The sequence below is a fragment of the Ketogulonicigenium vulgare WSH-001 genome (assembly GCF_000223375.1).
GTDB lineage: Bacteria > Pseudomonadota > Alphaproteobacteria > Rhodobacterales > Rhodobacteraceae > Ketogulonicigenium > Ketogulonicigenium vulgare.
Genome location: NC_017384.1, coordinates 254,021 through 268,591 on the forward strand (window position 1 = coordinate 254,021; position 14,571 = coordinate 268,591).

Consider the following 14,571-nt stretch of genomic DNA (forward strand, 5'->3'; position numbering starts at 1 on the left):
TGGCTAGCCTCACGACAACCCAGAAAATGGGCGCGCATAGTTACCATGCGCATCAGGGGGCTGGGAGGCTACGGTGGACAACGAGAGGTCCGAACTTCGCTGGGGGGTCGAGCAGCGTCTCGAGTTCATAGAGTTCCGCCTGTTCTGGGAGGGACATGTGAACCGCAGCGACCTGATGGACCAGTTCGGGGTCTCGGTAAACCAGGCGTCCACCGACCTGAACCGCTACATCGGCTTCGCACCCGACAACATGGTCTACGACAAGAGCGCGCGGACCTACGTCCGTGGCCCGGCGTTCAAGTCTCGGTTCCTCCAACCCGACGCCAGCCGCTACCTCGCCCAGCTTCGGTCGGTGGCGGACGGGATCGTCGACCGCGAGGATTCATGGATTGCCGATCTCCCGCCCTTTGCATCCGCGCCGACGCCTGTGCGCGGTGTCAATCCGGTGACACTTCGGTCGGTGGTGGGCGCCATACGCCGGTCCGAGGCGATCGAGGTGAAGTACCAGTCCCTGTCCAGTCCGGAGCCGCGCTGGCGCTGGATCGCTCCGCACGCCATCGGGTTCGACGGTTTCCGCTGGCACACGCGCGCATTCTGCCTGACCGACGAAGCCTTCAAGGACTTCCTGCTCTCGCGAATGCTCGAGATTCGAGAATGTCGGGAAAGCGATGTGTCCGCGAAGGACGACCGCGACTGGAATACTGAAGCCACACTGGAAATCGGGCCCACCCGCCCTTTCCGAAACCCAGGCCAAGGTCATCGCGCTCGACTACGGGATGCGTGGGGGCAAGGCGAAGATCAAGGTCCGGCGCGCGCTGCTGTACTACGCGCTCAGGCGTCTCGGGCTTGATACTGATCCCGGCGCGAGGAGGCCGCAGGACCAGCAGATCGTGCTTCTCAACAGGGAGGTCATTCATGAAGATCATGGATAGACTGTCCCGCATCCTCGGCAGTCGCGACCAAGCGACGAGCGAAGCGGAAAGCCATGTTCTTGGCCCTTTCGAGATCCGGCTGATTGCCGAAGGGAAGCTCGAGAGCCTTGCCGATTTCGCGGCATCCTCTCGCCTCCACGCGGCCGACCCGAAGGGGGACACGCCACTCCACCTTGCGGCGCGCATGGGGAATCTTGCCGTTTGCGATCTCTTCATTCGGTCGGGTGCCGACCCTGGATCACTGAATCATGACCGGCAGACACCCGCTGATTTGGCATTTGCCGAAGGTCACGGTTTCGCCGCGCAGCTGCTGTCTTCACTTGTTACGACGTCGCCGGAGCCGGAGACGGTCGACGAGCACGAGGATTTATCGGAGATCGAGACCGCCCCGGTCGGGACCGGCGCGGTTCCAGAGCATCGTTCTATCGTGGTGCAGGAGACGGAGCCGGACGATACAACTGACGACCTCGACGACCTTCTGAGTTTTGAGGCCGAGGCAGAACCAGAGGAATTCTTCGGCCAGTACACGGGAGAAACGGCGTCGGGGACCTTCGTTGCGCTCGTCAGTTCGGCACCTGCAGTTTCGGACGACGAGGACGTGGAATGGGATCTCGACCTTTCACCTGCACAGATTGCCGGGGAAGGCATTGGATCCAGCGCCGCAGTAGCCGCCGATCACGGTGCAGAGAATGACTTCCTGAAAGTCCGAAACCGCGGCCGGCAATCGGTCAAACGCGCTGTCGTCCAGACCGGCACGCGGATGTCGATCGACCCGGAGCTCTGCATCTCCTGGGCAGAGGAAATTCTGGCCAAGGGACGGTGCTCCCTCGATGATGTCGACCGCCTTGTCACTCATTGCGAAGGGAATGGTGATCTCGAGGAACTGCGCATCAATCTCCAGCGCAACATGGAAGCAGCTGGCTTCGACCTCGATCAGGCGACGGGGCATGATGCCGGTCTCTGGGACGCTGTCTCAGACACTTCGTCCGATGACCTTGCTGACGCGATCGAGGCAGCCCTTACGCGTCGGACGCGGCTTCCCGGCACACAGCGCTTCGTCATGGACAAATCAGACGAGCTGCAACTGCTGGAGCCCATGATGCGGGCCAAGCAGGAACTCCAGCTGGGCATCCTGGGCTCCGAGACCGCCGTCCAAACGATCCTCGACGTCATGGACAGCATCCGCGCCGGGGTGCGAGACCCCGTCTCGGTGTCCCTGAAAACCATCATTCCCTCGCGCCCGGGCCATGCAGAGACATCCGAGGTAATGGCCGCCGTGGAGGCCCTGAGGTCATGGCACACCACCGGCCGGGTGATGGACGGCAAACGACGAAGAGAGGCACTTGCTGCGCTCGAGGCATTGGATCTTTCTCTGGCATTCCACAAGGAGTTGGTCCGCCGACTGGAACAGTTCCCGGCGTGCCAAGCCGAGGCCAGTCAGCTGGAAGCCGAAATACTGATCTCCGAATCTGCTACCGAACACCTAATCCGCGAGCATCTGCCTTACGTCCGGCGTTTTGCCTCGCGGAACGTGGATGAAGGCGAGGATCCAGAGGACGTCTTCCAGGTCGCGTTCATGGGTCTGCAGCGTTCCACAAGGCGATTTGATCCCGAACGTGGTTATCGCTTCCTCATCTACGCCACTTACTGGATGCGACAGGCCATCACGCGATGGCGCGCTGATGAAGGCGCGGCGATCCGCATCCCCGTGCATCGGAACGAGAAGATCACCAAGCTCGATCGCGCCCTGGAGAGGCTGGACGTTCGGGTCGGTGGCGCCGTCTCCGACCTCGAACTCGCCGAAGAACTCGAATGGACAATCGACGAGGTCAAACAGTTTCGCGGCATCCCGCGTGAAGCCGAATATCCCGCAAGCCTTGACGACTGGGACAACCTGCTGCCCGAGCCTTCAGAAGCGGATGTCTTCGACCAAACAGAAACCGAAAGGATCTTGGCGGACGCACTGGCTGAGCTGCCAGAGCGCCAGGCTGATGTGCTCCGGATGCGCTTCGGGATAGGGCGCGAAACCGACATGACTCTCGAGGAAGTTGGCCAGATCTACGGAGTGACACGCGAACGCATCCGCCAGATCGAGGCCAAGGCGCTCGACCATCTTTCTCACCCTGGACGCAAGCGGCGTCTCCAGGCTCTGCTCGGGATGTGATGACATGGGTGTAAGGAATGCTCCTCCTCATGCCGGTTCGATGCTCGAGTCCCTGCGCGGGCTTGGCTATGCTCCTCCCACCGCCATTGCAGATCTGATCGATAACTCCATCGCGGCGAACGCGGGTGAAGTCGGTGTTCATCTCGAATGGGCCGGTCCAGAGAGCTGGGTAAGGATCGTTGATGACGGCGACGGCATGGACGACGCGGCTCTGGAGGCCGGCATGCGGCTTGGCGCACGCGATCCGAGGGCTGAACGCGCCGCCACAGACCTTGGGCGCTTCGGGCTGGGACTGAAGACAGCCAGTTTCTCCCAGGCTCGCCGTCTGACCGTCGCCAGTCGGCAGAAAGGTGGACCGGTCGTTTGCCTGCGCTGGGACCTCGATCTCATCGGTCAGGAGCCGGGCGCCGAATGGCCACTCTTCGAGGGGCCGGCGCCGGGCTCAGAGCATCTGCTTGCGCCGCTGGACCAGATGGCCCACGGCACCGTCGTCCTGTGGGAGAAGCTGGACCGTATCGTGACCGATGGCTTCGCGGCCACCGACATGATCGAGCTCGCGGATCGCGTCGAGGCGCATCTTGCGATGACCTTTCATCGTCTTCTCGACGGCCAGCTGCCCATGCTTCGCCTTGCTCTCAATGGCAGAGGATTGAAGCCGTGGGATCCGTACCTGATGGGACATCCCGGCAAGGCACTCGAAAGCCCCGAGTATCGGATCCTCCACACCACAGGTGTGACAGTGCAATGCCATGTCCTTCCACATCGCGACATGCTCAAGCCCACCGAACAGGAAGCCGCGGCGGGGCCCGGAGGATGGACGCAGCAGGAGGGTTTCTACGTCTACCGCAACAAGCGTCTCCTTCTCGCCGGGGGCTGGCTGGGCCTCGGCGACGGCGGCAAGCCATGGCCTCGCGATGAAGCCCACAGGCTTGCCCGCATCCGGCTCGACATACCGAACAGCGCGGACGCCGAGTGGAAGATCAATGTTCTGAAGTCGACGGCCAGTCCGCCGGTAAGACTGCGATCTCAGCTTCACCGTCTGGCATCGGAAGCTCGTGACACAGCGAGACGGGTTTTCGCCCACCGGGGTCACATCACCCCAGTTTCAGGCACGCGCTCGAACGCTGTAGCCGAGGCCTGGCAAGTGCGGCGTTCGGCACAAGGGACGTCCTACCGGATTGCCCGTGACCATGACCTCGTCGCCTCGGTCCTGAATCGCGCCGGCTCGCTCAAGCCCGACATCCTCGCTCTTCTGAGGCTGATTGAAGAGACAGTTCCCGTGCAGCGCATCTGGCTGGATACGGCGGAGGACAAGGAGACGCCGAGAACTGGTTTCGCCGGGGCGCCCGACAACGAAGTGATGGAGACGCTGTCCTCGATGTTTGAAGCACTAGTGAAGTTTCGCGGACTCAGCCCGACCGAGGCGCGCGAACGGCTTGGTCGTACGCCCCCATTCGACCGGCACCTCGATCTGGTTGCAGCCCTTGAAGTGAAAGACACGCAATGAGTATTTCGAACCAGAAGGCCTTCGATTCAATCCTTTCCATGGCCCAGAACATGCTCCGCCTCGCAGCGGAGCGCGCTCAGAGCCCTGTCACGCCGGAAATGATCGAGAAGGAGCTGACCAAGCTCGCGATCATGATGGAGGACGATTTTGCCCTCGTCGACCGCGATGCGCTCGTTGACGAACTGATCCGCCGATCAAGCCGCACCGTGGGTGAGAACGCTACTCTCTCGAGCGGTGAGGACCATATCGCGTGGCTCGATGCAGAAAGGAAGAAGGGCTGGACCTACTGGCAGCGCTACTCCGAGTACATGGAAGCGCGCATCCCGTGGACGGCCCTCGACGCCCTCGACGTCGCCACGGATGAAGTCCTTTCACAGCTCGAGGACCCGACCCGGGAAGGCGCATGGGATCGTCGAGGACTGGTCGTGGGCCACGTTCAGTCGGGAAAGACCGGCAACTACACCGGACTGATCTGCAAGGCCGCCGACGCCGGTTACAAGATCATCATCGTGCTGGCCGGCCTCCACAACAACCTGAGAGCCCAGACACAGATCCGCCTCGACGAGGGGTTCCTGGGTTTTGCCACCATCGCTGACTCTGACGAGCTCCCTGCAGTCGGGGTGGGACTGATCGACAAGGACATGTCTGTCCGTCCCAACGCTGCAACAAATCGGAGCGACAAGGGCGACTTCAACACGGCCGTTGCGGCGAAGATGAACATCAGCCCGGAACAGCGACCGTGGTTGTTCGTGGTCAAGAAAAACAAGACGGTGCTCGAGCGCCTGCTGCACTGGATCCGGAACCGTGTCGCCAATCACGTCGACCCCGAAACCGGTCGCAAGCTCGTCACCAACCTGCCTCTCCTAGTGATCGATGACGAGTCCGACCATGGATCGGTCGATACGGGTGAAGACGTCGTGGACGAGTTTGGCAACCCGGATCTCGAACATGAACCCAAGACCATCAACAGGTTGATCCGGTCGATCCTCCACCACTTCTCGCGGAAGGCTTATGTCGGCTACACGGCGACGCCCTTTGCGAACATCTTCATTCATGACCGCGGGGAGACACAGGAGCACGGACCGGACCTCTTCCCGGCAGCCTTCATCACCAGCCTTGCGGCACCTTCGAACTATGTCGGGCCGGGTCGTGTCTTCGGATCGGCTTCCAGCACGCCCGAAGACCTGCCTCTGGTGCGCCCGCTCTCGGATGACGAGTTTCAACCATGGATGCCGCCACGACACAAGAACGGCTACCAGCCGCGATGGCAGGGAGAGGACCGTGTGCCGGACTCGCTCGCAGAAGCGATCCGCTCCTTCGTCTATGCCTGTGCAGTGAGGAAGCTGCGCGGACAGGGCAGCAAGCATTCCTCGATGCTAATCCACGTTACCCGCTTCACCTCGGTGCAGAACGCTGTCGTCAATCAGGTCGCAGAGTACGTGCGGGATATGAAGGGCCGCTACACCCGCGGCATCGAGCTTGCGGACCTCGAGGCGTCCATGCGCAAGGAATATGAAAAGACCTTCCTGCCAGGCATGCAGGGAATCCGCTCTGCCCTCGTCGAGGGCGAAACGCTGGAGGACTTTTCGTGGGCGGACATTCGTGCCGTCCTCCCCGACGTCCTGTCCGACATTCGCGTGCGCGAGATCAACGGCACGGCGAGGGATGCACTCGATTATGCTGAGAACGATGGCACCGGCCTGAAGGTGATTGCCATCGGCGGCGACAAGTTGGCGCGTGGTCTGACGCTCGAAGGTCTCTGCACGAGCTACTTCCTGCGAACCGCACGCATGTACGACACGCTCATGCAGATGGGGCGGTGGTTCGGCTACCGCGACGGCTACCTCGATGTCTGCCGCCTCTACACATCACAGGAAATGGTGGAATGGTTCGGCCATATCGCCGACGCCGCCGAAGAGTTGCGTCAGGAGTTCGACAACATGGTCGCGGCCGGCGCCACGCCAAAACAGTTCGGTCTGCGGGTGAAATCGCACTCCGTGCTGACCGTGACCTCGCGGGCCAAGATGAGGAACGCTCGCGCTATGCAGCTGACCTATTCGGGCGATCTTCTGCAGACCATCGTGTTTCCCAACCGCAAGGACGACATCACTGCAAACTTCAATGCCACGGATCGTTTCATCAGCGCACTCGGTCCATCGACGGATTTGAACGATCAGCATTTCGTTCCACAAGGTCAGAAGTGGAACGGTCACCTCTGGCGAGATGTACCCGCCCTGAGCGTCATCTCGTTCCTAAGGGATTACAGGACCCACCCTGCCAGTTTCCGGATCATGAGTCCGCTGATTGCGGACTTCATCGAGGAGATGAACAAGGATAGCGAGCTCACAAGCTGGACGGTTGCGCTTATCGGAAAAGACACAGGCCCGGACGACAAATACCGCACGGTCGGCGGTGCTTCGGTAAATATGCTGAAGCGGAGGAGAACGACAGAACATGCAGACCGTTACTCGATAAAGACCCTGATCTCGCCTCGCGATCAGGCCATCGATCTGACCGAGGCGGAATGGAAGGCAGCGCTCGATCTCAGCCAGAAGACCTGGCGCAACGACACGGATCGAAACGAAGGCAAGGAGCCACCGTCCGATCCGAGAGGTCCGCAGATCCGTCACGTACTCGGAGAAGGCGCCGCCGAAGCGGGAATTCCGGCTCGCCGGGAACGCGGCCTGCTCATGCTCTATCTGCTCGATCCCGAGGGTGCGGGTGTCGATGAGTTGAAGGATGCCGATCCCGTCGTCGCCTGGGCAATCAGTTTTCCGTCAAGCACTTCCGAGAGAAGGGTCTCCAACTCGAGGTACATCGCCAACAGCGTACTGTGGGGAGGCCTCAATGAGTGGGTGGACTGAAGACGGGCTCGCACGTGCGTGGCGAGCGCTCGCGCGCCAGGAAGCCGGAGAAGACTGGCGATTTGTCCATCTCACCGGAATAGGCACTGTCTCGGTCGAGGCGGGTTGTCACTTTCCCCTCGGGCGGGAAGCGCTGATCGTCGCCTTTCCTGGATCATGGCCAGTCAATCCGGCACGGCTGCCCGAAGGCAAGGGCTTCGACGTTTCATGCATCGAAGGTCAGACTGTCTTTGCCGGGAAGACCGCCATCGCCCTCGTGAGGCGGCCTGAGGGGTCACCGGATATCTTCGCCATCATGGTTGTCGATGTCTTGAGGACGCTGGAGACCACAGCCGACACCGCGAATCGCGACGTGATGGAGGCCTTCCTCGAACGTGTCATGGAGTGGCAGGCGTTCATGGCTCGAACGCACCGTCCACTCTCGTCCGATGCGCAGATCGGCCTGCTCGGTGAGCTGTGGCTGCTCAGGCTGCTCACGGACACTTCCCTCGGAGCCGGTGCTCTCGGCTGCTGGCAGGGACCGTTGCGGGCGGCGCAGGACTTCCACGTTCGAGGTGGCGCGATAGAGGTGAAGAGCACGGTTCGGACCGGCAGCTTCCTTGCGCGGATCAACAGCATCGAGCAGCTGGACGGTGACAGGGCTCCCATCTTCCTCTGCGCCTTCCGCTTCGAGGAAAACACGGACGGGATCTCGCTTGTCGATCTCGTGTCTGAACTCCGCGAGAGGTTTAGACTGGCCGGAATTCAGCGCGGCTTCGAGGCGTTGCTCATGGTGATGGGGTACCTCGAAGAGCATTCACCGCTCTACAGCCGAACGCTGACATTGAAGGATGCAAGCACATTCCGCTCGGAAGGTGACATGCGGCGCCTTACGCGTGCCTCCCTGCCAGCCGCCATCCGTTCGGCCGCCTATGTACTCGACCTCGATGCCTTGGAAGTCCCCTCTATTGGGATTCCGGAGCTGATCAACGAATTTGGACTTGACTGACATGAGCCTTGAAGAATTTCACCGCAACTTTCGTTCCGACCTGCAGACCATCATCGCCGAGCGCGTAGAGGCTGGCGAAGGCCCCTTTCCTTCGGATGAGCTCGTCTTTGCGGAAATGGTCATGGAGCATGTCGCAGAAACCGGGATCTGCGAGGCCCCAACCGTTTGCCACTGGAGCGGCAAGGTCGGCAACGCAAAACTTCGCATTACGGGCTATGCGCTCAGCTCCGATGAAACGGCTCTCGACCTGTTCGTGACCCACTATTTCGGGACTGAGGAACTGAACGATCTCAGGGACTCGGATGCCACCGCAACTGCAGGCGAAGGCGTTCGCTTTCTCTTTCGTGCGGCAAGCGGCAACCTCGACGCAAAGATCGATCCGACCCATCCGGTCAGGGACCTGGTCGCAACCATTCGTTCTCGCTGGGGCGACATTGACCGACTTCGTGTGTTCGTCATCACCGATGGCAAGACCAAGACCAAACGGTTCTCGAACAAGGAGGTTCACCAGAAGATGGTGGCCGTTGAGGCCATGGATATGGAGAGGCTGTTCCGCCACACCGAGGGCAAGCCGCGAGACGAGCTGGCCGTGAGTTTCGTCCAGTCGATCGGTCGGGCGCTCCCCTGCGTCCACGTCCCGGACCCTGATGCAGACTACGAGTATGCCCTTACTGCCATTCCCGGGCAGCTCATCCGGGATCTTTATCTGCGCTACGGGACGACGCTGCTCGAAGCCAACATCCGCACCTTCCTGGGGAACAAGCGCGCGGTCAACAAGGGCATCGTCGAAACGCTGCGAAAGGAACCGGAGCACTTTCTTGCCTTCAACAATGGCCTCGTTCTTGTCTGCGACGAAGCGGCGTTCGAGCGGACTGAGGACGGAAATCTGGGCCTGTCGTTCCTGAAGGGCCTGCAGATCGTGAACGGCGGGCAGACCACCTCGACCATCTACTTCTCTTCGCGCGACGATCGCACCATTGATCTCAGCCATGTCATGGTCCCTGCAAAGATCATCATCCTCAAGGGATCGCAGGACGAGGCACGCGAGCGACTGATCAGCAACGTCTCCCGCTATGCGAACAGCCAGAACGCGGTGAAGATGTCCGACCTGTCGGCAAACCGCCCGTTCCATCGAGAGCTTGAAAAACTTGCAAACGACACGTGGTGCCCGGACGGCGCAACGCGATGGTTCTACGAGCGCGCGGCTGGCGCCTACAACGTCATGCTGCTGAGGGAAGGTACCACGCCCGCGAAGAGGCGAAACCTCAAGGAGATGGTCCCGCCGAAACGCAAGCTGACCAAGAACGACATCGCGAAGTACCATGAAGCGTGGCGCGGCAAGCCGAACCAGGTCGCAATGGCTGGCGAGAAGAACTTCGCTGCCTTCATGGCTGCACTCGATGATGATCCGACCATTGTCCCGAGCCCGCTCGATGCCCGCTGGTATCGGGCGATGATCGCCAAGGTCATTCTGTTCAAGGCGATCGAGAGCATGATCAAGACGAAGGAGGCGAAAGAGGTGTTCCGCCAGGGATGGGTGAACATCGCAACCTACGTCGTGTCGGTGGTCGCGGATCGACTCGGCGACAGGCTGGACCTCGAGCAGATCTGGATGCGACAGGGGATTTCTGGCGGTCTGCGCGACCTGCTCTGGGACTGGGCCGTGGTCGTGAATGCCGAGTTCAACAGGATTGCCCCGGGCCAGCAGATTTCGGAAGTGGCGAAGCGTGCGGACACGTGGGCTAAAGTCAGAGCGGCGGACTACTCGCCTCATTCCTTGTCTATTCCTGAAATCAAGCAATAGAGATCATTTGGTAGGCACGGAAATGGAAAAAGTTCGAGACATCGGCGAGACACGGAAACGCTCCGACGACATGATCCTGGTCGCGTACTTCCTTTCGCGTTGTACAGACTTTTCCGATGGCAAGGTGCCGAGGCCGCCTACATCACTGGGCGTCGATAGTTGGAATGGTGCGTACGACCTGTTCTTTGACGCGCTTTCGGACGGTCGCTCTCAACAGCAGTTTCGCCATACACTCAGGAATACGCGCGACATCTTTGATTCCCTTTTTGACAATGGTCGAAAGGGTTGGTCGGATGGTCAGAAGCGAGGGTCAGAGCTCAGCGAACGAGACCGCGCAGTTCACGAACACTGGATACGGAACGGCGATGAAGATCTGTTCTGCAAGGTTCGTGAGTTTCTTGTAGAGCAGGTTCGACACCGAAATCCAGATTGGACCCGTGACGAGCTAATCATTGCACTCGACTATCATCTGAATCATCGTAATTTTGATCCTCGGCCCCAATCTGAGGAAGTCGGTGAACTCGCTCGGCGTATCGCGAAAGTTGGTGCAGCCTTGGGTTTGATAGAACACGGATCGCTTTTGCGAACGCCAGACGCAATCGCCATGAAGTTACGAAACTTCAGTTCTTTCGATCCCCAATATACCGATAACGGCAGAAAGGGGCTAACCAATGGCAACAGGCTTGAAGTCGAGCTTTGGGAGGAGTTTTCGGGACTTCCGGACGAATTGGCGCGGGTTGCAAATGGGATCTTGGAGTTAATCGACACCAGTAATGCGGAGATCTTGGCTTTCGACGCCCCCGAATTCGAAGCGTCAGAAGGTCGAATACTGACCCGAGTTCATGTTTCCCGGGAGCGAAACAGTACACTCGTGAAGAAAAAGAAGGGCGCGGCGCTGCGAAAGCATGGCTGTCTTGCCTGTGAGGTCTGCGGCTTCGATTTTTTGCAGACTTACGGAGAGAGGGGCCGGGAATTCATCGAATGCCACCACACCTTGCCGATTTCATTGCTCGGTGAGCACGGAAAGACCAGCTTGAGCGACCTTGCCTTGGTCTGTTCAAACTGCCACCGCATGATACATGCGCAACGCCCTTGGTGGTCAATTGACGATGCAAGAGCAGCTCTGATCAGAGTCAACCGATCAAGAAGTCAGGGCTGAAAGGAGCAATTTCGCAATCTGACGCGCGAGAAGCGGCGGCACTGCGTTTCCGACCTGGACATACTGCTGCGTGCGGTTGCCGAGAAACAGGTAATCGTCGGGAAAGGTCTGCAGACGAGCAGCTTCGCGAACCGTCAGGCTCCGGCACTGGATGGGATCGGGGTGAATGAAGTAGTGGCCATCCTTCGAGATGTGGCTCGTAACCGTGGTCGATGCCTCGTCCGCCAGCTGAACCCGAAAGCGGTCATTGAACACACCGCTGTGCCAGTTCCGGTGATCGGGGCTGAGCACCAGAGGAAAATCGGCGGCCTTCGGGCTGTAGCCATGGACGGTCCCGAACACGGCAGCAAACAGATAGCGGCCCAGATCCGACGCCATGTGCCCGCGCGTCTCGTGCTGCGCGATCGCGCGAAGTTCCGGTCGCTCGATCCACTGCAGCAACTCATCGCTTGAAGTGCCGTAGCCGTCTGGCAGCCGTGACGCAGCCCGAACGATAGGCGGGTTTTCCCTCACTTGCTCTGAAACGGTCAGGAAAGCTTCGCGGAGCGCACGTTTCTCCTTCCCCTTGGAGATGCCGGCCAGCAGCTTTGCGGCGTCGAGGACCTCTCCGCGCCAGGCAGCCGCGTCGTCGCGCCCGCGGCTGATACCGCTTCGCAAGGCGGGCATCGTTTCGATGACATCGCGGACGGTCCTCGCCATCCCGGACACAGCGATCTCCGCATCGGCGGCCCGTCCTGCGAGGTCCGAACGGATCCCGACGATGATCACCCTGTGACGACGCTGCGGAACACCAAACGCCTCGGCGCGCACGATGAAATCCGAGGGCTGTGCCGCCTCCTGCAGGCTGGCCTTGCCATCCTCGACCCGGACGGCACGAAGTTCGTAGTGATGGGCATGGCCCGTGCCGAGCGAGGACAGATCCTCAATCAGCATCTCGAAGACAAGTCGGCTCTCGACGGTGGACGAAAGCATGCCCTTCACGTTTTCCATCACGAAGGCGGCCGGCCGAAGCTTGTCGAGGACCCGGATGTACTCGCGAAAGAGGTAGTGCCGCGCATCCTCCTCCGGGACGTAACCGACCTTGCCTCTGGAGCGAACGCGTCCCACCAGGGAATAGGCCTGACATGGCGGGCCGCCGATCAGGATCGTGTCGTCGTACTTTGCTTTCAGCGTCGCGATGGCGCCATCTATGGCGGTCGCCGCAGTCCCGGTGCCGAGCTCGAGCGCGCGAGCTTCGTCGATGGCATGTTGCCACGCTTCGGCATCGACGGCTGACCAGTCCGGTTCGGATGCCAGCCCGGCATGGAAATCGATGAACTCTTTCGGCAAGACGCCATGACGTGCACGATACTCGCGCAGAAAGGCACGCAGTGTCAGGGTCCGATGGGCCGACGCCTCCTTCTCGACCGAGATGCCGATCCGGAACGGCGCATGGCCGTCCTCGACGAAGGACGCGAATCCCTCGCCAAGGCCACCTGGACCGGCAAACAGATCGACAATGCCGAAAGTGGAGGGCAAATCAGGCTCCTGACGAAATTCATTCAGCCGGTGTATACTAGGTTCAAGGACGAAAACCAGGGAGCATATGACCGATATCGTGGACCAGGAGACCCGTTCCCGAATGATGTCGGGAATACGGGGCAAGAACACGAAACCCGAGATGGCTCTCAGGCGGGCATTGCACGCGCGCGGCTTTCGCTTCCGGCTTCATTCCAGCAAGGTTCACGGGCGGCCAGACCTCGTTCTTCCGAAGCACCGCGCCGTGGTCTTCGTGCACGGCTGCTTCTGGCACCGACACGAGGGGTGCCGCTACGCGACCGTACCGGCAACCCGGCCGGAGTTCTGGCGGGCGAAGTTCGATGCGAACACCGCTCGAGACAGCGCCGTTCGCACAAGACTCCTCGAAGACGGGTGGCGCGTGGCGACGGTATGGGAGTGCGCCCTGCGGAAGCCGGAACAGGTGGAAGCCTCGGCCAAACTCCTGTCCGCCTGGCTGCTGTCCGACGAAGATCAGATCGAGATCGGCGCGGAAGGTGTGCAGTCCTCCTGAACTGGACTTCGGTGCGGACGCTACGCTCAGCCAACCTTGCATCCCCAGAAGGACGTGTGATCGGCAGCGAAATACCCGTCCGCGACCCGGAAATACCCCTGCAGCTCGACGGTATCGCCTGCGGTCAGCGGCATCATGGTCTGCAGCCAGATGGCGGTGGCGAGCGTGACGTGGGTGGCTGAACTCTCCCCGAACGATCCCCGGATTTCGGTCGAGCCGTTCAGCACGAGCCGCCCGCGCATGCGCGCCGTGGTGCTGGCGTTGACCTTGTAGAGCAGCGTCGCGCCGAAGAGGTAGGTGCCGTCGACAGGGGCCACGAAGTAGTTGTTCGCGGCGTCGAACGCGCTCTGATCGTTGATGTCGGTGTTGTTGATACCGATCTTCGTCCAAGTCCCGACGCCGACGTAGTTGTCGTAGTTGGTCCAGGCCTTGAACCGCGGCAGCCGGGGCTGGTCGACGATGCCGGTGGCGTTGTCGACGATCAGCCCGTCGGAGAAGGTGCTGCCGTCGGGCGAGACCGCGAGGCGGAACCTATCCGATCCGAAGAGGCCGAGCAGAGCCTTCGTCACGAAGCCGGTCTGCAAGGTGAGCCCGAGATCGTCGCCCGCGGCCTCCTTGTTCATGGTGTAGAACAGATCGCCCGTGCCGCCCTCGGCCACGGTCCTGGCGGTCCAGAGCGCGGCGTTCAGCTTGGCCGAGAACGGGTTCGACGCATCGGCCGTCGTCCCCAGCCCGAGCAGCGCCATGTTTTGCAGCGACGCGGGCGTGGTGCCGACCCAGCCCGCGCCGTCATAGACCAGCAGCAGGCCCTCGTCCTCGACCCATGTCCGCCAGCCGGTCCGGGGCGGCAGCCGCAGCCAGGCGCCGTCGGTCCAGAGCGCGATGTTCAGATCCCAGCCTGCCCAGTCGCCAGTGGCACCCGAAGCGACGATGTAGCGGTCGCCATCGGCGGGGCTTCCCGGCGGTGCGGTTGGGTCCCGGTCGAGGACGGAGAGCTGCACGAGCCCGTCGAGGATCCGCAGCGCCTCGTTATGGCTGACGTGCTTCTGGGCCTGTGCTGCAAGGATGTAGGGCAGCAGGAGATGTGTCGTGGCGTCGGACAT

At 61.1% G+C, this 14,571-nt stretch carries 9 protein-coding genes and 1 pseudogene; 8 read left to right on the forward strand and 2 right to left on the reverse strand.

The window, feature by feature from the left end; translation table 11 throughout:
* Positions 1-73 precede the first annotated feature (73 nt).
* The 7 genes and pseudogenes from KVU_RS01230 to KVU_RS01260 all read left to right on the forward strand — a co-directional run bounded on the left by KVU_RS01230 (position 74) and on the right by KVU_RS01260 (position 11,418).
* Positions 74-932 (forward strand): annotated as a pseudogene (locus KVU_RS01230) (BrxR family helix-turn-helix transcriptional regulator).
* The gene (locus tag KVU_RS01235; protein ID WP_044008001.1) at positions 916-3,096 is read left to right on the forward strand and encodes a sigma-70 family RNA polymerase sigma factor; all 2,181 of its coding nucleotides are present in this window, start codon (positions 916-918) and stop codon (positions 3,094-3,096) included. The pseudogene KVU_RS01230 and the gene KVU_RS01235 overlap by 17 nt, the downstream one beginning before the upstream one ends.
* Positions 3,097-3,136: 40 nt before the next feature.
* Complete coding sequence (locus tag KVU_RS01240; RefSeq protein WP_236953131.1) at positions 3,137-4,603, forward strand: ATP-binding protein; 1,467 nt, start codon at positions 3,137-3,139, stop codon at positions 4,601-4,603.
* Positions 4,600-7,467: a Z1 domain-containing protein gene (locus KVU_RS01245; protein ID WP_013383504.1), complete on the forward strand. Its 2,868-nt coding sequence runs from the start codon at positions 4,600-4,602 to the stop codon at positions 7,465-7,467. The genes KVU_RS01240 and KVU_RS01245 overlap by 4 nt, the downstream gene beginning before the upstream one ends.
* On the forward strand, positions 7,451-8,455 hold the full coding sequence (locus KVU_RS01250) for a PD-(D/E)XK motif protein (protein ID WP_013383505.1): 1,005 nt from the start codon (positions 7,451-7,453) through the stop codon (positions 8,453-8,455). The genes KVU_RS01245 and KVU_RS01250 overlap by 17 nt, the downstream gene beginning before the upstream one ends.
* Position 8,456: 1 nt before the next feature.
* Positions 8,457-10,259, forward strand: coding sequence for an AIPR family protein (locus tag KVU_RS01255; RefSeq protein WP_044008002.1), 1,803 nt, complete (start codon positions 8,457-8,459; stop codon positions 10,257-10,259).
* Positions 10,260-10,281: 22 nt separating this feature from the next.
* Positions 10,282-11,418 carry an HNH endonuclease gene (locus KVU_RS01260; RefSeq protein WP_236953132.1) on the forward strand — a complete coding sequence of 379 codons (1,137 nt, stop codon included), beginning with the start codon at positions 10,282-10,284 and terminating at the stop codon, positions 11,416-11,418.
* Here the strand turns inward: KVU_RS01260 and KVU_RS01265 are convergent.
* Positions 11,401-12,936, reverse strand: a complete 1,536-nt coding sequence (locus KVU_RS01265) for a DNA cytosine methyltransferase (RefSeq protein WP_193365322.1) — start codon at positions 12,934-12,936, stop codon at positions 11,401-11,403. The two genes, KVU_RS01260 and KVU_RS01265, sit on opposite strands and share 18 nt — an antisense overlap.
* Before the next feature lie 67 nt (positions 12,937-13,003).
* Here KVU_RS01265 and KVU_RS01270 point away from each other — a divergent pair, with 67 nt between their 5' ends.
* A complete protein-coding gene (locus tag KVU_RS01270) occupies positions 13,004-13,468 on the forward strand; it encodes a very short patch repair endonuclease (RefSeq protein ID WP_014537483.1) in 465 nt (154 codons plus the stop codon).
* A gap of 26 nt (positions 13,469-13,494) precedes the next feature.
* On the opposite strand, the gene KVU_RS01275 is transcribed toward KVU_RS01270, so the two are convergent.
* Positions 13,495-14,571, reverse strand: coding sequence for a DUF2793 domain-containing protein (locus KVU_RS01275; protein ID WP_013383510.1), 1,077 nt, complete (start codon positions 14,569-14,571; stop codon positions 13,495-13,497).

Excerpts from the sequence above, each read along its gene's own strand:
- KVU_RS01250 (WP_013383505.1), top strand. The coding sequence starts at position 7,451 with ATGAGTGGGTGGACTGAAGACGGGCTCGCACGTGCGTGGCGAGCGCTC.
- KVU_RS01245 (WP_013383504.1), top strand. The coding sequence starts at position 4,600 with ATGAGTATTTCGAACCAGAAGGCCTTCGATTCAATCCTTTCCATGGCC.
- KVU_RS01235 (WP_044008001.1), top strand. The coding sequence starts at position 916 with ATGAAGATCATGGATAGACTGTCCCGCATCCTCGGCAGTCGCGACCAA.
- KVU_RS01260 (WP_236953132.1), top strand. The coding sequence starts at position 10,282 with ATGGAAAAAGTTCGAGACATCGGCGAGACACGGAAACGCTCCGACGAC.
- KVU_RS01275 (WP_013383510.1), bottom strand. The coding sequence starts at position 14,571 with ATGTCCGACGCCACGACACATCTCCTGCTGCCCTACATCCTTGCAGCA.
- KVU_RS01240 (WP_236953131.1), top strand. The coding sequence starts at position 3,137 with ATGCTCGAGTCCCTGCGCGGGCTTGGCTATGCTCCTCCCACCGCCATT.
- KVU_RS01255 (WP_044008002.1), top strand. The coding sequence starts at position 8,457 with ATGAGCCTTGAAGAATTTCACCGCAACTTTCGTTCCGACCTGCAGACC.
- KVU_RS01270 (WP_014537483.1), top strand. The coding sequence starts at position 13,004 with ATGACCGATATCGTGGACCAGGAGACCCGTTCCCGAATGATGTCGGGA.